This is a genomic window from Pseudanabaena yagii GIHE-NHR1 (genome assembly GCF_012863495.1).
In the GTDB taxonomy this organism is placed as follows: Bacteria; Cyanobacteriota; Cyanobacteriia; order Pseudanabaenales; family Pseudanabaenaceae; genus Pseudanabaena; species Pseudanabaena yagii.
In genome coordinates this window covers 2,371,207-2,391,070 of sequence record NZ_JAAVJL010000001.1, presented here as the reverse complement: position 1 = coordinate 2,391,070, position 19,864 = coordinate 2,371,207, and the positions used below count along the sequence as shown (strand labels likewise).

The window sequence follows — 19,864 nt, the reverse complement described above, 5'->3', positions numbered from 1 at the left end:
ATCGTGAAATAGAAAATAATGTTAACTTACTTTACTCTCTGCTAGCGGTCTTGAGATTGTACAAAGTAGATTTGCGATCGCATCATGTCAACGATCACTTCAAAAGGTAGAGATAAATTTACGGTTACTTGGTTTGTCTGTATAGTAGGAACTTTTTACGCTTGACAGGTTATTGCCTATTCTCTAATTTGCAACGAGATCGCCAAATAAATCGAAATCTCCCTCTGTTTCAAAGTTTGGCTTTAGCTACGTCATAGTCATCCTAAATAGGTGATCGCTAGGGAACACAAGTCACACCTAAACAATGGAATCACGAATTGAGATCTTGACTCGGAGCCATGTCACTGTCTCATCAAAAACTATTGAGAGAATTACCCATTTTGAATCAGGATTAGATAAGAAATAGTTTTTTACAGATAAGTGGTGCTTCTCGGAGCCAATCAGTGAGGTTTACCCGATTGTATTTCTGGACTGTCTAGGGATCAAAGTCCGAGACGTGATCAATAAATCACTTTACTTTGCCTTGGCGGTGAATATAGATGGATAAAAGGAATTACTGAGTCTTTCCATCTGACTCTTTGCTTGAACTTCCGATGGTTCAAATAGGGAAACTAATTACTCAAACTATCACTGCCTGCTTGTAATATTGCGGCTACGTATTCGGCAAATCCTTGTAAATGGCGTTTATCTTTTGGCTAAATCCATTGACTCATTTGTTGTTGTAGCTGAAGATATAAGTAGGGCATTTGTATAAGAACTTTTGTTGAGGAACTTGAGTATCCATCCTTTGCTCCTTTTATTTCTCTTAATCTCATTATGAGACTCTATTATCAACCCTTTCAAGACTTTTCTGCACCACTAAGCTGGAGCGCTTTATTTATCTCTTAGACTTGGATCCTACTCCGATTAAATCTCATTCTCATCTTCCTTTCGTTTGTTATTATAGTGCTGATTAATTACAAATTTTGTCCGCAGTATTGATTTAGAATATAGTTACAAAATTTAGCGGTCAACATATCATGATAAAATCGCAAAAACATATGTAATTACAATAATGTTACACTTCTTGTGGGCTGGTTATGTATTATACGAGAATAGCTACTCGATATATGAGTTTTCCAACTTAGAAATTGGTAAATGGGCAGAGTATTATCTTGGTCAAAAAACCAACTTTCATCAAACTAGTTGCTTGTTTGGTAAATTAACTGATAATCCTAATGATATATTGATAGGCCATCCGACTTGGCATGGTAGCAATGGCGTAGACGATCCAACAAAAGGGAAATCAATACGAAACTGGGTAAAAGACAATGCAATCAGTACAAAAGATTTAGCTCATCCAAATACATATATACTTATGCCTTGGGTTCCACATTTTCCTAAAGAATGGATAATGCCTTGCATAGATTATCAATTACTAAATGCGCAGAAAATATTTGCTTTGTGTGGCAATATCTGGATAGATCGCACGTTTGAGAAACAAGATGATTCCTTGCAATATGGTGTAAGAGATAAATTAGTACACTGTAATATGGGCATTGCATCTCAGAATTTCCCTATCCACAAAAAGACTTTTAATAAAATTGGAAATAGACAGCTACTTCATGTTAGCAATTTAGGTACTTATAAAGGATTTGATATCACTTGTAAAAGCTTAGTCAATGTTGAAACACTTTTGCATGTAGCAAGTTCTTCATTTAATGCACCTGTTGGTAAAGTTCAGGTAGATTTAGGGAATAATGATAAATTTGTCTTTAAGTTCCTTGGTACAATTAACAACAATGATCCTGAAATCAATTCTTGGATTGTAGATAACTGCGATTTTTATATCCATACTGCAACTATGGATGCACAAGCTACAACTATTCTAGAAAACTGTGCCAGAGGATTGATTCCGCTCATTACTCCTGAAAGTGGTTTTTCTAGTCCTCATGCGATCTATTTGACTCACGATCCCCATGAGAATCACAAGATTATAGAATGGGCTTTAAACTTACCAGAAGAAGACTTACTAAAGCGAAGTGAATTATTGAGAGAACAAATTGTTAAAGAGCATAACTGGGAAAGCATCTTCGGTAAAATTTGGGACGTAATCACCGAAGATATTGAATCTCGCAAAATTAAATCTCAATCGTAAATAATACTAATTGAAATACAATGTCATCTTTATCTAAAAACAATAAAATTGCCGACCAACACATTTATCTAGATAAGAATCAGCTACTAGAAATAGAGCAGAAAATTCGTATACAGAGGCATGTTGAACGATATGCTTTGTTACGGCAGTTTGCTAAAGGTGTGGTTTGTGATGCCGCTTGTGGTTGTGGATATGGTAGTTATTTACTCTCTACTAACCCTGATGTTACTTCTGTAATTGGCTTAGACTCGAATTCAGATATTATTGATTTTGCAAATAAAGAATATAGAGGTGATAAGACGCAGTTTTTTAACGTCAATATCAATGAATGGATTACTGATAAAGAAATAGATATGTTATTTTCTGTAGAAACAATTGAACATATAGAAGATCAAGACATACTACCAAATTTTTGCGATCGCAACAATATTAACCATGTCATATTAACCTACCCTTCTAAAAAAACTACTCACTATAACCCATATCACTTGTATGACTTCAATCTACAAGATATTTTCAATATTTTTAACAAGTTCACTTGTTATCGTCACTTTAATTGGGAATATGAATTTGATGTGGTTTTCTTAATTAGAAATCCATGATCAATGAAAAAATCACTCTAATTTGAATACATTTAATAATTTGTCTACTATATGACTCCAAGCAAAGTTTTGATGAATAAAAGATGAGCCATTAATTCGAGCGGACTCCCTAAAATTATCATTCTCTATGACAAAATGCATTAGTTCAATCAAATGCTCCAAGCTGGGATTCAGCCAAATTGCTTCATCATTCCAATCAGGTTTTACTAGCTCACTTTCAATATGTAAAGCAAAATCGGAGGTTGTAAAATCATCAGTTGAACCTCCATTTGTACAGATTACAGGTAATCCACAAGCCGCAGCTTCTAATACAGGTAGATTAAATCCTTCTGCTCCGTAGGGAGATACATAAACATCTGCTATTTGATATAACTTAGCCATCTCATTAAATGGCAATGGAATGCCTATATAGGTTAATCGGTCAATGACAAGAGCGGCTTCTTTATCAGTCAAAAAATTTTTTAAAGAGTTGATTAAAGACTCTCTACTTGTATATATACTATCTAGACCCTTTAAAATTAATCTAGAATTTGGATATTTTTCTAAAACTTTAGAAAAAGATTTTATAACGAGATCTACGCGTTTATTGTGAGACATAGATCCTATGTTTAAAAATACAAATTCATCTTCAAATCCAAACTGTTTTCTTAAAAATAATCTTTCTGTCTCTAATGCTGGTTTATATATGTTTGGGGCAATCCCATGTGGAACAACTACGATACGTTTTGGGTCTGCACCACTATTAATGAGACCATTCTTAGACCAATTTGAGGGCGTAATTAAAATAACATCAAACTTCTTATGAGCTTCTTCAAGTGAATAATTAGACCATAGGGCATCATTACCAATATAGCTTTGTTCGGAAGTTATGAAAACATAGGTTTGCTTTGAATTAGCCAAATCAAAGCAAAAAGGATAAGACATTCTTAATGTTACGTCAGAAAATTGATCTATTGCAGGAGAATTGATTTTTGATAATTCTAATTCTTCAATTGGACTAAACAATTTCTCATGAGGAACCCAAGTGTCTTTGTGGTAAGGTAGATCTTTATGAAAGAGTTCAATTCTTTCTATTTTTAGAATTTCAAGGCATTGGAATTGATTGATAATAGAATAGGAATGCGGTAAAAAACGCCATCCTTCAACTGTTAGTGAGTGTGTCATTAGTTTGCAGTTATATAATTGAGTATTGATTGATCTTTGTTTTTACTTTCTATCATTCAACAATGTTTTGAATATCTCATACATATCCTTAGCGAGCTTTTGGGGATTCCAGAGAGGAGCTAATGTATCAGGATGTTTAGATTGAATTAATCTCTCGCGGATTGAGTTTCTTAAATAGGTATCCGTCCCTAACTTAACTCCCCATTTAATATATTCTTCCCAGCTACTGGCAATGCCCTCATCTATACCAACTGATCGGAGAAATGAGTGACCCATTCTAGCAAACGATTGGCTTCCGACTCTAGTTACTACTGGTAGTCCTAACCAAAGGGCTTCAAGATTATGACTACCACCATTATAGGGATAAGAATCAAGATATATATCTGCCAGTAAATAAGTAGATCTATGTTCTTCTTCAGTTTTGTAACTACGCAAAAACTTGACTCTATCGTAATCTACACCTTGATTGCTACATTCTTGATAATAGATAGAACGAATAGCTTCGTTATCTCCTGAGCCTTTATGCATTAGTACTGCATTAGGGACGTGATTGAGAATGCTAATACAAGCGATTGCTCCTTCATGGTTGAATTTACGACCAGGAGCAGCAAACAGATAAGCAACTTGTTCAGGGGATATGCCTAGAACTGATCTCTGATGCTCTCTATCTATAGGCGTATGTTCAAAGCCTGCGATCGCCATATGTGAGTCAGGCAGTCTGACAAGCTTTTCTAGGTAATATTGATCGAATGACGATGGATGCGTATATTGGTCACAGAGAATATAGTTATCAGCAGAAATAAAAGGTGCGTCAAATCCTAACCACGAAATACAAACTGGCGCAAGCTTACGGTATAGAATATGAGTATTTAGCGGAATTGTTATTGAATCTAAATCTACCAATATATCTAGACTGTCTTGTAAAATGTCGCCAACTACTCTCTCTAGTCTATTGGAAAAAGTTCCTCCATCTTTTATGGGTAATTGTTTGTTATCATACCAATAATACTTTTCTGCAATCTCTTCAAACAGATGAGTTCGATCATCAGGTTCTATTTTGCCAGTATTGTAGAGATATACATGTGGTGTAAGACGAGATAACTCACTAATAACATCAAAGCTACACCAACCAACGGGGTGTCGCGTAAAATGGGGAGATATAAATCCAATTTTCAGTGGATGCTCCTCTCGGATAGTATATCTTTGTTGATAGGTATAATTTTTGATAGGATGAGAATTCTGCTTTGCTTGGATTATTTTTTCTTTATAAATTCCTCCAATAAACTTGTATAGGTTTGTATTAAGAGTAACATCATCCCTAATACTTGAAACAATAAACAAGAAATTATTATAAAGAACTTCTACTTCAATATTGGTTAAGATCTCGCCATGGTCTAATATATAAGTTTCTATCTCATTAAGTTTGGTCTTTACAAGATCACTTAGACCTGATTGAGTGTAGCTATTAATATAGTTAACTAAAGACCTTATCTTGTCATTCTTTTGACAAGCATCGAGAAACTGATCGGCTATTTCCCGACGCAGATTATAGTTGTGATATAAATTGCTATCAGAATTAGATAGAATATCATTATTAAAGTTCCAAAAAGCGCTACCAAAATCAGGCTTAATTTGTATGGCTTGCCTATAACAATCACTCGCTTCTTGCAATTGTTTAGTCTTACTAAATGTATAACCAAGATTACAATAGGCTTGAGCATTATCAGGATCAAGCTTGATCGCTGCTTGTAAAGTTGCAATGGCTTCTTGGTAGTTTCCTTGCTCTCCTAAAGTTGCACCAATAGAGCAAAGTGCTAATGAACTATTGGGATCAACCTCCAGCGCGGCTTGGTAACATTTAAGTGCTTCATCCCATTTGTTTTGCTCAAAGAAAACATTACCCAAAGCAAGGTGCGTCTCGATATCTTCAGGTGTCAATGTAAGAGCTTGAGACAAATAAGCAATAGCTTCTTCTGGTTTACCTTGGCGACTACAAGTCATACCCAAATTGTAAAGAGCATTCGCATGATGCGGCTTCAAAGCAATAGTTGCCAAAAAATTGACTATTGCTTGCTCTAAATCTCCTACATTACTAAAAGCTATACCCAAATTATAATAAGCATCAGCATATGCAGGATTTAATGAAATAGCTGTTTGGAAAGATAGAATTGCATCTTGTAATTTATCTTTTTGGGCAAATACAATTCCTTGAGTATTTTGAATTTCTGATTCTGCAATAAATAATGCGCGATCGCTTTCGGTATCTACCTCTACCTGTTGATCGTCTGATTCCAAATATTTTAACCACATCTGCTCATAGGCATTTTCCAGATCTTTTGTGAACTGTCTAGAATCCCACAGAGGCTCTGTTTGTCTACCTTGCCTCAGTTTCCACACAACTTGCTGACGAAGTTCTGTATCAATTCCTAATCTTACCCCCCATTCTACATATTCCTCATCTGTCCAAGCTATTCCTTCTGTTATGCCAGCATTAATCATCATGGTATAGCTATTGCGAGCGACAAACTGTTCACCGACCCTTGTTACAATTGGGATTCCCATCCACAGAGTTTCCATAGTGTGTGTTGCACCATTATAGGGATAGGTATCTAAAACAATATCAGCAATACCCATATTGGCACGATGTTCACGTTCTCCATTTGTGTATGGCAAGAATACTAATCTATCCGTACTAACACCTTCTGATTCTGCTATGCGATAGAAGAATTCTTGTAGAGAGACTGTATTCCCAAATCCTTTAAGTAATAAGTAGCTATTGGGAACAAGTTTGATAATACGCATTTGTAAGCGAATTGTATGTGGATGGCGTTTCATAGCAGCTTGTGAGCTGTAATAAACTACTGCGTCCTTAGGAATATTTAGTAAGTCTCGGCGGATAGTTGGAGCTGACACTTCAAACCCATCAACAGCTAGATAAGTATGTGGCAACCGCCAGATTTTTTCAATGTAGTAGTCTTCAGCTGATTCTGGTAAAACATAGGGATCGGCAATAAAATAGTCAACAGATGGTTGTCCAACAGCATCCCAACCTAACCATGTTATCTGTATAGGGGCTGGTTTAAGGGCAAGCACTCCAGAGGTAAGAGCCGTGGTAATACTGTCTAGATCGATAAGGATATCAATGCCATCTTGCTGAATTTGATTGGCTAGATCTACTGGATTATAGGATTTCTCTCGATAAGTCTTATGGAATTGCTTCTCGTACCATAACTGTAGAACATCATTTTCTTGGAAATTTCCTAAGTACCCATAAATCTCGAAGCGATCGCGATCATGATATTGAATTAACCACCTTGCTAAGAAGCCAACTGAGTGTCTTCTTAGGTAATTAGATAGATATCCAATTCGTATTGGTCGATTAGGTTGATGGCTTCTCTTTCTAATAGATAGCCGTTTTTTATAATTCTCAATGTTTTCTTTCTCACTAGCATAGATTCTATCGTATGCTAATTGTCTTACAGCTTGCCTGATGGCATGAGCCTCTCTAGGATTATCGCTAAAGTAAGGGGCATAATAACCTGTAACCTGCAAATAGTAACTCGCTTCCTTAAGAGATAGACTATTTGAACCTTCATTAACTAGTTCCCAGAAATATTGATCGCATTCTTGATGGACTTTAGCAGCTTCTTCCCAGTAATCACAATTGTATATTAAAGCTTTGATAAGCCATTGGCTTGCGAGTACTTTATAGATTGCTTTGCTATTGTTGGATAAGACTAAAGAATGAAAATATTTAGCAATTCTTATGGATTCCTCATTGTTGCCTTGATAGTTAAAATCTATTAAGTATAGAAGTATTTCGGGATTATCTGGGTCTACAAGTAATCCTATTTCTAATATTTCTATAGCAACGTTCGGATAATTAATTAAATTACCACTAGCTCTTAATAGTTGCTCGATAATTTCTTCTTTATAATCTATATGAGCGAGACAAATGCTTTTTAAAAATCCAACAACTACTTGATCTGGCAATTTAAAAGAGATAATTTTTCCTATTATCTCTTTTAACAGATGTGATTCAATTGGGAAGAATTCTCCTGAATCAAGTAAATCGATAACTCCTACATTGACTAGCTCTTCAGGTGTAAATGTTTGAAGTTTAATATAGATTAAGATAATAGAAACAAGATTAGCGAGACTATTTGGATTCACTACTTGGTGGCTATACCGAATAGCTAGTGCTTCTTGAGCGCAGTCTAGAGATACTAATCTATCCGCTTCATTATCTAAAATTTGACATAGCTCTTCTGTCCATTGACTAATTTGGTCTATGTCATCATTATCTATAGCCAATAACCAAGTCATTTGAGCATCGTTTTCCTTGCCCTGTAATAACTGGCACAGACCAAGATACCAATAGTTTGTTTTGCTTATATTGTCTAAGGTCAGTAATGTCTCGTAAATATTTTCTGCAACATCATATTTACCTTCAAGGTAATAATTATGAGCTTCCTTGGCTAGTTCAGATGGATGGATAGATTCAGGAGAAAAAGACATTTCGATGTTCATAAAATCTATATACGTTAGAACTAAAAACACGATTATTGTATATCAGTTTACAAATAAGCATATGTTCATTTGTAAACAAAAAAGCACTTTCGGCAATGTCTTAGGAAAGTTTATTCTGTCTTAGACAAAATAAACATCGCTATTATACTAATGGTAGATAGGATAAGTTGATAATAGCTAGCCTAAATCAATAGTAAGCAGAAGGTGGGTTAATTACTCACCCTCTGCTTAGTTTAAGCCTTTTGAGGATTAAAAGGGAGAAATTGTTGAAAGCGCGAAAACTCGCTTTCAACAATTTCTCTGGGTTTCAATCCAGCACAAAGCACTGTATTGTATTTAATGATAAATTCTCCAACGCTTTGCAGCGAAAGATAGAAGTTGCCATACTAAACAATGTGTGCAAACAAAATATTTTCTAAAACCCGTTCGCTTGCGACAGGGTAGTTAATTCAGTAGCACTTTCTTGATGCTCGACCAAATAATCAATGGACACATCTAATTTGATTAGTTAACTGCAACAAATCCACTGTTACCAGTAACAACTGCTGGAGCCGCATTGGTTGCAATTACAAAAGAGTTAGCTAAAGTTACACTACCAGTCGCGATACCACCGTTAACGTTAGCGAGAGTGCCTTCTCCAAGGGTAGCCAAAGTTGTAGCTTCATTACTACCAGCAGGAGTGGATACACTAACAGCACCAACGTAAGTTTTCAAGTTAGTTGCAGAAGGTAGACCTCTACTAAAAGCATTTGCGTTTGTGCCGACTGCACCTTTGGTAGAACCAGTTGTAGCATAAGCGTAGTTAGAGGTACTAGAAGCAATACCTAGAGCCAATGTAGGAAGGTCAGTGGCAAACTGCTGCTTTTCTAGGTAGTAAGCTTGTTGAGAACGGTTTGCGGAACCAACATAAGACTTAGCTTCAGATTGACGAGCTTTCGATGCTTGGTTTAGGAATGAAGGAAGTGCGATCGCTGCAAGAATACCGATGATGATGATAACAACGAGAAGTTCGATCAGGGTGAAGCCTTTTTCATCATTCTTCTTGTTGAGGATATGTTGAATGAGCTTGGTCTTGAATTCAGATTTCATGATTCTTTAATCCCGTGTATGTCTAAGGATGTCAATCAAGGCAACGATTGTAAGCTTGCCTTAATTATTTGGATTAATTAAGGCAATGGAAGAAGAATCTTTTCTCATAAGATTCAGATGTGTTTTTCCATTCCACAGTTACACTAATAGAGAGGGTGGGTAATACCCCACCCTCTCTATTAGTGTAACTATTCAATATTGTATGTAATGAGTAACAGATTATGGAGAGAGTCCAAATTAGCAAACATTACAATGGATACATCTAATTTGATTAGTTAACTGCAACAAATCCACTGTTACCAGTAACAACTGCTGGAGCCGCATTGGTTGCAATTACAAAAGAGTTAGCTAAAGTTACACTACCAGTCGCGATACCACCGTTAACGTTAGCGAGAGTGCCTTCTCCAAGGGTAGCCAAAGTTGTAGCTTCATTACTACCAGCAGGAGTGGATACACTAACAGCACCAACGTAAGTTTTCAAGTTAGTTGCAGAAGGTAGACCAGTACTAAAAGCATTTGCGTTTGTGCCGACTGCACCTTTGGTAGAACCAGTTGTAGCATAAGCGTAGTTAGAGGTACTAGAAGCAATACCTAGAGCCAATGTAGGAAGGTCAGTGGCAAACTGCTGCTTTTCTAGGTAGTAAGCTTGTTGAGAACGGTTTGCGGAACCAACATAAGACTTAGCTTCAGATTGACGAGCTTTCGATGCTTGGTTTAGGAATGAAGGAAGTGCGATCGCTGCAAGAATACCGATGATGATGATAACAACGAGAAGTTCGATCAGGGTGAAGCCTTTTTCATCATTCTTCTTGTTGAGGATGTGTTGAATGAGCTTGGTCTTGAATTCAGATTTCATAATTCTTTATCCCGTGTACGTCAAGAACGTTAACTGTTTGGTTGTGAAAATAACTTACCCACAAAAAAACAGGATGATATCACTGAGAGAAAAAATATTTTTGGGAAAGTTTTCTGCTGGGCTTACTTAAATTTCGCAGAACGAAATAAAGAAGAAGAGACTCACTATCTCTTCTTCTTTATCTAATGGATTCTATTACTGGTCAATGGTGAAGTTAACAGGACAGACCATTGTTTGACTGGTAATATTCAGAGATCCAGGCGCAGGAATAAAACTTGGAGAATTCGCAACACAAAAAACTGTATCGATTCTGACGACTCCAGGTATACCAACAACGCCAACATAAGACTTAATAGTATTCGCAGCAGATGGCGTTGCCACATTTGTCACAATTTGATCCAATTGGATTGGGCTAGTATTACCATTTATATCGCCTGTAACAATGCCATAAGTAAAATTGGAAGATGATGTATTTGCGCCTAAACTTAATTGAGACATAGTGCCCGCAAATATCTGCTTTTCTAGGTAATATGCCTGTTGTAACCGACTCATTGTCCCAATATAGGATTTAGCTTCAGCATATCGGGCTTTGTTAGCTTGATTGAGAAATGATGGCAGGGCGATCGCAGCCAGAATGCCGATAATAATCATTGTGACGAGCAACTCAATTAACGTAAATCCCCACGCATTGAGGTTTTGAGCATTGCGGAATCGGCGATTGCGAAGCCCTAAACCAACGATATATTCCAACGTATTGAATACCACTTTCCCATACCTGCGACGAACTTTGACCCCTTGTCCTAATGATCAATTTACCCATTTTTTCGTCATTTAAAGCGATCCCAAATATTAAGTATTCTTATTTCGAGGTCGATCGCTTCTCTATCGTTACAAAATACATCGGCGGTGAGGCGGCGATCGCCACATAACCCAATTACCAACACATTAATATGCTCAATATAGGCAGCATTTAGCGCTGCTTTGCCTTCTTCGTAGACAAGGGGGATTCCAGGTTGAATGATTGCAAGATTTTGAAAAAATTGATTAGTACTGGCAAAGCACCGATCTATATATTGATTGAGTAAGTCAAAGTCTACCTCGGTTTTGCCTTGGATATCACCGAGGGTATAGGCGATCATATCGATGGGGGTGCGATCGCTAATAAAAGGTGTTGCAGAATTTTGCCAGATTTGTTCGGCAGCATCTAGGACATGATTTTGGACAAATAGCCGCGTTTTAAAATCCATTGGTTCCGCAGGATCTAAACCTAGATGGGCAAAAACTTGGCTAGTGGTGGTACGGATAAAGGGAATATTGAGGCGATCTGCTAGGGCGATCGCTAATGTGGTTTTTCCAGTGCGATGCGCCCCACACAGACCGAGATTACCATTAAGCTTAAAGTTCATCGTCAGGGTCTATACCTAATTCTCGTAAACGAGCAGCAAGACGATTTGCACGTTGGCTTTCTTGTTCGGCACGTTGACTTTCTTGTTCGGCACGTTGACGCTGAATTTCGGCGCGTTTTCGTTCTTGCTCAGCGCGTTGTTGTTCTTGCCAAACTTGGATTTTTGATTGTTGTAAACGACGATCCAACTCGATCGAAGATAAGAATCTCTGACCATCAGGGCGAGATAACACTAGTTCTTGTCCAGTTGTCCAGTCAAATCTAATACCCAAAAGTGGGCTAACCCAATCCATCATTGATGGTATTTTGACTAGGCGATCGCCCACCCTTTGCCAACCTTCTAGGATCATCTCGTCTGGATCGTAAATGTAATATTCTTTAACGCCATAAGTTTCATAAAAATCAAATTTTTCTTCAAGGGAATCAATCCCTCGGCGATCTTTATTGCTAGGCGATAAAATCTCAAATACGATTTGGGGAGCAATATTATCTTCTAACCATTGCTTATAGGAGCCTCGCCGCCCCTTGGGTCTACCAATTGCCACCATTACATTTGGGGCAAATCGTTTTTGGGTATGGCGGACGGGATACCAGAGCAAATCCCCTGCAATAAACACATTTGGATCATCAGCAAACATGATCTCTAGATTTTCTTTAATAATTACGATCCAGCGATACTGTTCGGTGTTGTCAGACATGGGATTGCCATCACTGTCGGGATAGTCGATCTCTGGAAGTGTATTTGACGTGATCGCTGCTTCAGGGGTTAAAGGTTGCAGAGTCATAGATTTGCCCTCGCCAAAACCTGTAAATATGCAATCTATTCTACAACCACTCTAAATCCCGAATACTTGTTTGGCTCTGGCAAGATAGGCTTGGCGATCGTCTAGACCATTCAGCCCGCCGTTGATAATGCGGGTAATTTGGAGGACATCATCATTATCGGCATAGTCATTGAGTGATCGCGTATCCCAATACCAACCTGCACTGAGACAAGCAAGGTCAAAATCAGCTAAACGTTGAGGATTATTGATCAAGTCCACACCGAGGGCTTGACCGCACGCAGCATAGTTAGAACGTCCTGTCACTTGGATTAAGCCACGACCTTTAAATCTCACCCCATCGCCTGCTTTGGTATTACCTAGATCTCTGCGTCCTTCATAATCTGCACCAGAGGCATATTCTTCATTGGTATTAAAGGCATCACTTTCATGGGCGATCTGGGCAATGAAATGCGACTTGCGTAATGGCGTAGTAATACCATAGCGCTGCATGGTTGTATTCAAGTTAGGGAGCAATTGGTTTAGGCGATTGGAATTGGAATAGGGAGCGATCGCTCTTAATTGATCTTGGGTAATTACAGGGGCATTAACTTCAGCTTTGGGATATAAACCTGCATAGGGTTCTTGATCAGCAGCACGAGGGGGCAAATTATTTAAGATCCGAATCGTACTATCGACTAGTACATCTTTGGGATTGAAATCATCCTTCAAAACATCAATTAACTGTTGTAAACGCTTGGCAACTAATTGACGGGATGCGACAAGATTGGGGGCTGGATAAAGACCTTCATAGGGTTTGCGAAGGATAGGACGCAGTGGCAATCCGCTCATAGCACGAACTAAGTCATCAATTTTGCTATCAGCATCGGTGTACTTGGGATCGGTAATCTTAGTGATCGCGGCAACTAACGTTTGGGATGCTTGCTTGCGCCATGTCGCAAGATCTGCGGGTGCAAATAGTCCTGAATAGGGAGCGCGACCTGTGGGGCGTGATGGCAATTGGCGAATAAAACGAATCAAGTCATCGATCGCGCCATCATAGACGCTACCTTCAATATTCTGAATTTTGGGCACTAAAGTTTGGAGGGTCAAGGCGGCACGATTGCGCCAAGTTGGGAGATCTGCCGCAGGAAAAATACCTGCATAGGGCTGTCGCGCCTCGGGACGAGCAGGTAAATTATTCAGCGTTCTTACCAGATCATCGACTAAACCATCATTAGCAGTGGGAGCATTGCCTGCTATTTTCGGAACAAGAAAGGCAAGGGTTGCCGCAGCTTGCAATCGCCAAATCTCAATTTGTTTCATCGTCTTAGGGGGATGTAATAGAGATCTACATCAGTCTCTATTACATCATTATTTAATGAAACGCCCAAAAATCAATTTTACGAAGAAAGAATAACGGAAGAAGATTTTGCCAAGAGCACTCACAATCACCTTGCGTAAACTGATGATCGCAATTGGTAGATATGGTTCAGCAAAATTTTGGATGCTGTCTATGCTGAGCTTCAACGGTGCGTTGGCGGGTAAGGCAAAATTAACAGCTAGCCAACTCAAAATTAAAGCGGCAATAAACACGATCGCCACAATTTGGAGAAAACGGCTTTCTAAAATCGCAACTAACCACTTACCGATATCCAGTAATGACTTTGGTACATCAGGTAATTGAAAGGGCAACTTAGAGATCAGCCACCAAATGATCAACACTGTAATTGGAGCGACAATGATAATGCTCCAACAATTACCGATGAGAGCATCTGACAAGTGGAAATGTTGTCGTAATGGCTCACACCATGTCAAAACAGTCACCATTGAAATAGTGGCGATCGCAAAAGGGCGCAATTTTGCCTCAACATAATCCTCAATCGCTGTAATAAATTGGCGAGAAATTTGTCCAACGATAAAACTATGGGCTTTTAAAATGCGATCGCTGAGGGGGTGCTGCAAAATATCTTGACAAACCTTTTGACTGAGATCACCATCGACATTCATTAATGTCCTTAGGATTGGCGCTTGCTTTGTCTCTGACAATTGAGTCGCACCTGCATTCCTAGACTTATCAGGTAAATCGTTGTAATAAGTCCAAATAGTAATCGCGCCCTGACTTGAGGGGGTAATGCCAACACTCGAAGCTAAGACTTGCAATAATTCCTGATTATTGAATTTATAGATAATGTCCCCATCACGATTATGGCGATCGCTAAACCCTGAAGTATCCTCCTCAATTTGAGCCAAAACTTTTGGGTTAAGACGCACAATAATTTCTTCTTCGACAATAGCCAACCACTCAGGCGCAGCCACCTTAACTCCATATTGCTATATAGGATTTTTTAAACTTGAGCGTGCTTTGCACGCTCAAGTTTACTAGGATTTTTTAGAATTGAGAGCGCAAAGTACGTTCACTCTATTTGGATCTCTATTTGGATCTAAATGGCATCAAACTTTTTACTAGATTTACACAGGTTTCAATCAAGCCTGACCATTGTTTTTGAGCATTTTCTACACCTTGGCGATGCAGATCAAAAATAAGCTGGGTCATCTTGGGATCGATTTTGCTTTTACTAGGCATGAACAAATCATCAACAAAGCGATTAGTCAAATCTCCATCAAGAGCAAACCTTGTCTGGGCATAAATGCGATCGCCATTCAAAACTGACTGTTCAAATTCCCACATCTTTCGGAAATAACGAATTGCTTGACCGTCAATAATGACATTGCCCTTAGCATCTGTTTTGAGTTCCAATTTTCTCAACTGCCTAGACAATTCGATATAGCAAGATTCTTCTAAAAGAAATTTTTCTTTTTCGCTTTGATCTAGGGAATTTTTTCGCTCATTAAAAATAAACTCAGCCTCTTTGTAGATCTCTAGGTCTTGGTTATAGTGAGTTAGCTCTGCTCGATACTCTTCTATAATTGCAGCCTCTTTAGGTAGTAGAGGTGTTGATGTTTGCTGAGGCAGAGAAAAACCTTTTTGCTTAAGTTGGGTACTGCGATCAAGGAGGGATTCCTTTACATCTTGTAGTCCCTCCTCAGTTTTGTACTTAATATTGTCGGTTAACTGACGATAAAACTCATTAGCATCAAACTTTTTCATCGGAATATTACCGACGATCATTGTATTCACTTCTAGGGAAGTAATTTCTTCTAGAACATCCTTCAGGGTTTCACGAAAGTTGTTCAGGGATGTACTTTGTCCCTCACCGTCTTTGGATGGTGCTGTTGTCGCTTTATTGTCTTTACCAACAATCGTCAAATCCGATGCTGACTTATTAGTCGGCTTGTCACGCCTAGACTTTATCTGATTCGCAGCATCTTCGGCATTCCTTGAATTGCTTGTAGCCCTATCAACTTGCATACAGATTCCTAAGCGCTCCTACGCGCCAAACTAGACGTAACTGGGTAAGCGATCGCTACTCAAACTGGCAGAGTTTGCAGATTCATGTTCACCTGCTAGTAGCCCTGTAACTTTCTGACCAATATCTACTAAGGTTTTGAGATTATTAGCGATCGTCTCTGCGCCCTTCTCGACTTGGGTTTCATGAAATCCGCGTAACTCAGCATAGGGAGAACCCTGTAAAAAATCTGCGCCAATTTCATTCTCGATGTCACCATCAATTAAATTAATCGTTGTTTTTAAACGATTACCGGGCTTATGGGTGGTATCTCCTTCATGGGCAACCCAAGTCACAATTTCTAATTCCACCAAATCTGAGAAAACTTCCATCAAAGCATCGCCAAAGTTTTTAGATTCCTTGAGTTTGCTTTGAAAACGTACTGATGCAGTTGCAGTTGCTGTAACCGTTACTGAAGAATTGGCATATGTCATAATTGATAACCGATATATATTGGTGAAGATAGCTAAAGCTTAAGCCAGTTAAACAGACTAAGCCATAGATTTAATTTTCCTTTAATCGCCTAGTAGTGCAATTGCTCACAATACAAAACTCACAATCAAAAACTTATAAATTAATTTTCTATCAATTAAATATAATTGGGTGGATTTAAGTAATCTTTAAGTAATTTTTAATGATAATCAGATAACTCAATTAATTCCATCGGCACAAAACTTTCCTGTGGTAGCAAAATTAATTGTGAGTAAATGAGCTTACCACTCATATCTATGCGGTTAATGGCAATTCCCATAGGTCGCGGCAGTTGTGCAGCATAGGAATCAGCATAATAGCGATAAATTTGTTTGGCGGCTCTGACAATCATCGGATCGACCTTTTTAGCGACAGTTTCGGGCTGGCGCTCAGGTTGCTCAAGGCGTTGGGCGGCATATGTCACAATGTAGTCCCCTTAAAATTGACTGTTCTTTTGCCTTTGGAAAAGCTGCATCAGGACTGTAGCTGACTTTGTTTTTTTTGGCAAGATTTGAGCTTAGGATTATACATTAATTGATATTTTTTGATCTGCCATTTATTTAAAAATTGGCAAAATTTAATTGACCCACAAATTAGCCTTCAGCACCAGCTAATTTAATCCTAAACAGCTTGCTATAAAAGATTTGGGGAAAATCGACATAGCCTTTGTCTCGAATACTAGAAACAACATCAATTAAATAGCCGACAAATTCTGTATTTTCTAAGGTCATTTCATAGCTCATGTCAGCATCACCTTCAAAGGTGACTCGACATAGTGTGATGTCGGCGGGTAAATTTGCCACACGCCACACTGCCATAAAAGAAATTGCGGGACTACCCTCAACATGACGTTCGCCCGTGATTTCACCTTGCTTATATAAAGAAATTGCATAGGGGAGAGCTTGACGCTTATTGGGCTCTCGGTAATAGGGCATGTAGATGGAAACTTCTTGCGGAGGAGCAGCTTTGAGTTCGATCGCCATAGATGTGGAGTCTCTATATGAGGTATGCCTAAATTTTTACAACAAAGAGTAGCAGATTTTAATTAATTAATTGTTTAACCCGCTTAAAGCGGGTTAAACAATTAATTATGGGGAAACGCGATCAATTACTTTAATTTTGCCGTCGGGTTGTACTTCCCATACGTCATAACTACCTTTGACATCGCCATATTCATCGAGATCAACATTGCCGCTTGCACCTTGATAGTCAATGTCTTTGCCATCTTTGACTAACTTGATGGCTTCACAAACATCACTGACTTCTTGTCCAGGGGCATTAGCCACTTCACGAATCTTGCTCTTGATGCCTTCGCCAGTACCATCTTTAGCAGCCTCGGCAGCGATCGCAATCAGTGCCGCCGCATCATAGGAATGGGGCACAAATGCGCCAAGGTCTTGACCAGTCTTTTCTTTGAAGGCTTTAGTAAAGGTGTCAAGGGACTTGCCATCGGCTCCAGGAACAGTCCCAAGTGCGCCCGCGAGGATGAGCTTGCCTTCAGGTGTGTTGCCAATAAGTTTAGGAAAGTCTTCAGTTTTTACGCCATCTGTCAACAAGATTTTGACATCTTTAGTTAAACCTTGCTCAAAGGCTGCCTTAATTACTGCACCACCAGAATCGGGATAGAGAATTGCAGCAACTGCATCGGGTTTGCTACCAAATGCACCCTTCGCTTCAGATTCAAAGGTGGTTGCCTTAGGATCGTAGCGAGTGGGCTTATTTTTGTTCACGATTGTGCCACCGAGCTTTTCAAAGGCTGCCACGAAGGATTTCTCAAAACCTACGCCATAGTCATTGTTAATTACGAGGGTGGCGACTTTGCGGGCACCTTTTTTGTAAGCAAGATTAGCAAGGGCAAGAGCTTGATAGGTGTCAGGTGGGGCAGTGCGATACCAATAGCCATTAAATTCGCCTTTCTTGGCTCGTTCGGTAAATACAGGGCTGGTGCTACCGGGGGAAACCATGACGACTTTATTGGGGACAGCGATCGCTAAGGCTGCGGTTGATACACTACTAGCAAATGCACCAACGATACCGCCAACGTTATCGACCTTCACTAATTTGGTAGTTGCTTCTGCACCTGCGGGGGGATCGGTGCGATCATCTTCCTTAAAATAAGCGATCGGCTTACCAAGGACACCACCACATTTATTTACTGTATCGACAAGGAAATCTATGGATTTGATCATCGGTGCGCCAATCGACGAGAGATCTCCTGTAGCGGGTAGTACGGCTCCTAAACGCAGGGTGTCTTTTACGCCGCCACCACCCGAACCTGTGGTAGTTGGGGCTGTGGATTTGGTCGAACTAGTTGGACTGGAGCTATTTGAAGTTGGTGGGGTGTTAGGCTGACAGGCTACGATCCAAATCGTGGTTACGGTAGCGAGTAGAGCCAGACAAAGTGTTGAGAAAAACCTTTTAGTCATGGTTACGATGAACTACGATCATGTTGATAAAGTTGCTGTAATTGTATCTGCAAAGCTCATGTCATCCACCATTGATCCACGCCGCCAAAGGGAATTAGTCCGTTTATTAGCACAAATGGGGTTAGAGCAAGCAAAATTAGAACAGGTCAAACCTCATGGTTTTGATTGGTTATTAATCGATCGCGCTTTGGTACATCCCAGCTTTTCGACTGCCTATAACAACGATCAATTGGAATTTGTCGGTGATAGTGTCTTGCGTCTATCGGTGAGTTTATTTTTGCAAGAACGTTATGGCGATCGCTCTGTGGGGGATTTAGCAGCTTTGCGATCGCATCTAGTCAGTGACAAGACTTTAGCAGAAATCGCCAGTAGCTATGAATTACAAAAGTATGTCGTAGTGTCTAATGCCGCAAGGAATGATTCGCAGGCTTTGCGATCTCTACTTGCCGATGCCCTTGAAGCTTTAATGGCATCGCTATATATCAACACCCAAGATTTAGCCTTTATTCGTAAATGGCTTGATCCTCATATGCAGAGGTTTTCGGAAGCGTTACTTTCTATTCCTGCATTGGGTAATTACAAAGTTGCGTTACAGGAGTTAACACAGGGACGCTGGAAACGCTTGCCTGAATATCGTAATGTGCCATCAGAGGGCAGTAATTTGTTTTCTGTGGAAGTATGGTTTGATGAGCGCTGTTGGGGCAAGGGACAGGGCAAAAGTATTAAAGCCGCACAACAGGAAGCCGCCGCGATCGCTCTCCAAGAGATGTCTAAACTAGAAATTTAACGCGAATTCGGGATAATTTGAAACGGGCTTTGAGATCTCTCAAAGCCCAAAAGTAAAAGCCTTGATATGCAAGGCTTTTACTTTTGGGCTTTTAAAATTTGCCAGATTAACCCGAACTGACGTTACTTAAAAAACTGGTGTTACGTGGAACTCAGGATATAAATTTTTTGCTGCTAGCACAGCGGGGCAACCAAGGGGGATTGCCCGTACCTGAATAATTTAAATT

General features: G+C 39.2%; 17 protein-coding genes and 1 pseudogene. 3 read left to right on the top strand and 15 right to left on the bottom strand.

Going from position 1 to position 19,864, the window contains the following annotated elements; translation table 11 throughout:
• Positions 1-1,054 precede the first annotated feature (1,054 nt).
• Positions 1,055-2,137 (top strand): glycosyltransferase family protein, encoded by a 1,083-nt coding sequence (locus HC246_RS10910; RefSeq protein WP_169363410.1) that lies wholly within the window; start codon positions 1,055-1,057, stop codon positions 2,135-2,137.
• A 20-nt stretch (positions 2,138-2,157) separates the two neighbouring features.
• The gene (locus tag HC246_RS10905; RefSeq protein WP_169363409.1) at positions 2,158-2,739 is read left to right on the top strand and encodes a class I SAM-dependent methyltransferase; all 582 of its coding nucleotides are present in this window, start codon (positions 2,158-2,160) and stop codon (positions 2,737-2,739) included.
• Positions 2,740-2,751: 12 nt separating this feature from the next.
• Here the strand turns inward: HC246_RS10905 and HC246_RS10900 are convergent, their stop codons facing one another.
• From HC246_RS10900 to HC246_RS10835, 15 genes and pseudogenes are all read right to left on the bottom strand, one after another.
• Positions 2,752-3,903, bottom strand: coding sequence for a glycosyltransferase family 4 protein (locus tag HC246_RS10900; protein WP_169363408.1), 1,152 nt, complete (start codon positions 3,901-3,903; stop codon positions 2,752-2,754).
• Between the two features lie 42 nt (positions 3,904-3,945).
• Positions 3,946-6,213 (bottom strand): O-linked N-acetylglucosamine transferase, SPINDLY family protein, encoded by a 2,268-nt coding sequence (locus HC246_RS26910; protein ID WP_404822270.1) that lies wholly within the window; start codon positions 6,211-6,213, stop codon positions 3,946-3,948.
• Positions 6,190-7,437, bottom strand: a pseudogene (locus HC246_RS27125) (O-linked N-acetylglucosamine transferase, SPINDLY family protein); the annotation flags it as partial. The pseudogene HC246_RS27125 and the gene HC246_RS26910, both read right to left, overlap by 24 nt.
• Positions 7,438-8,937: 1,500 nt before the next feature.
• On the bottom strand, positions 8,938-9,522 hold the full coding sequence (locus tag HC246_RS10890) for a type IV pilin-like G/H family protein (RefSeq protein ID WP_169363406.1): 585 nt from the start codon (positions 9,520-9,522) through the stop codon (positions 8,938-8,940).
• 271 nt (positions 9,523-9,793) lie between these two features.
• Positions 9,794-10,378 carry a type IV pilin-like G/H family protein gene (locus tag HC246_RS10885; protein ID WP_169363405.1) on the bottom strand — a complete coding sequence of 195 codons (585 nt, stop codon included), beginning with the start codon at positions 10,376-10,378 and terminating at the stop codon, positions 9,794-9,796.
• Between the two features lie 195 nt (positions 10,379-10,573).
• Positions 10,574-11,143, bottom strand: coding sequence for a type IV pilin-like G/H family protein (locus tag HC246_RS10880; RefSeq protein WP_318655923.1), 570 nt, complete (start codon positions 11,141-11,143; stop codon positions 10,574-10,576).
• Between the two features lie 62 nt (positions 11,144-11,205).
• Positions 11,206-11,784 (bottom strand): AAA family ATPase, encoded by a 579-nt coding sequence (locus HC246_RS10875; RefSeq protein WP_169363404.1) that lies wholly within the window; start codon positions 11,782-11,784, stop codon positions 11,206-11,208.
• Positions 11,774-12,568: a Uma2 family endonuclease gene (locus tag HC246_RS10870; RefSeq protein WP_169363403.1), complete on the bottom strand. Its 795-nt coding sequence runs from the start codon at positions 12,566-12,568 to the stop codon at positions 11,774-11,776. The genes HC246_RS10875 and HC246_RS10870 overlap by 11 nt, the downstream gene beginning before the upstream one ends.
• A gap of 51 nt (positions 12,569-12,619) precedes the next feature.
• Entirely contained in the window at positions 12,620-13,870 is a 1,251-nt protein-coding gene (locus HC246_RS25495) for a glycoside hydrolase family 19 protein (RefSeq protein WP_211167682.1), read from the bottom strand.
• A 48-nt stretch (positions 13,871-13,918) separates the two neighbouring features.
• Complete coding sequence (locus tag HC246_RS10860) at positions 13,919-14,863, bottom strand: hypothetical protein (RefSeq protein ID WP_169363402.1); 945 nt, start codon at positions 14,861-14,863, stop codon at positions 13,919-13,921.
• 115 nt (positions 14,864-14,978) lie between these two features.
• Positions 14,979-15,917: a hypothetical protein gene (locus HC246_RS10855; RefSeq protein WP_169363401.1), complete on the bottom strand. Its 939-nt coding sequence runs from the start codon at positions 15,915-15,917 to the stop codon at positions 14,979-14,981.
• Positions 15,918-15,947: 30 nt separating this feature from the next.
• The gene (locus HC246_RS10850) at positions 15,948-16,388 is read right to left on the bottom strand and encodes a hypothetical protein (RefSeq protein ID WP_169363400.1); all 441 of its coding nucleotides are present in this window, start codon (positions 16,386-16,388) and stop codon (positions 15,948-15,950) included.
• Between the two features lie 197 nt (positions 16,389-16,585).
• Entirely contained in the window at positions 16,586-16,849 is a 264-nt protein-coding gene (locus tag HC246_RS10845; protein ID WP_169363399.1) for a hypothetical protein, read from the bottom strand.
• 169 nt (positions 16,850-17,018) lie between these two features.
• A complete protein-coding gene (gene ebsA, locus HC246_RS10840) occupies positions 17,019-17,408 on the bottom strand; it encodes a type IV pilus biogenesis protein EbsA (RefSeq protein WP_169363398.1) in 390 nt (129 codons plus the stop codon).
• Positions 17,409-17,513: 105 nt separating this feature from the next.
• The gene (locus HC246_RS10835; RefSeq protein WP_169363397.1) at positions 17,514-18,851 is read right to left on the bottom strand and encodes an ABC transporter substrate-binding protein; all 1,338 of its coding nucleotides are present in this window, start codon (positions 18,849-18,851) and stop codon (positions 17,514-17,516) included.
• Between HC246_RS10835 and rnc the strand changes: the two genes are divergently transcribed.
• Positions 18,850-19,638, top strand: coding sequence for a ribonuclease III (rnc, locus tag HC246_RS10830; RefSeq protein WP_225902940.1), 789 nt, complete (start codon positions 18,850-18,852; stop codon positions 19,636-19,638). The two genes, HC246_RS10835 and rnc, sit on opposite strands and share 2 nt — an antisense overlap.
• The last annotated feature ends 226 nt before the right edge of the window (positions 19,639-19,864 follow it).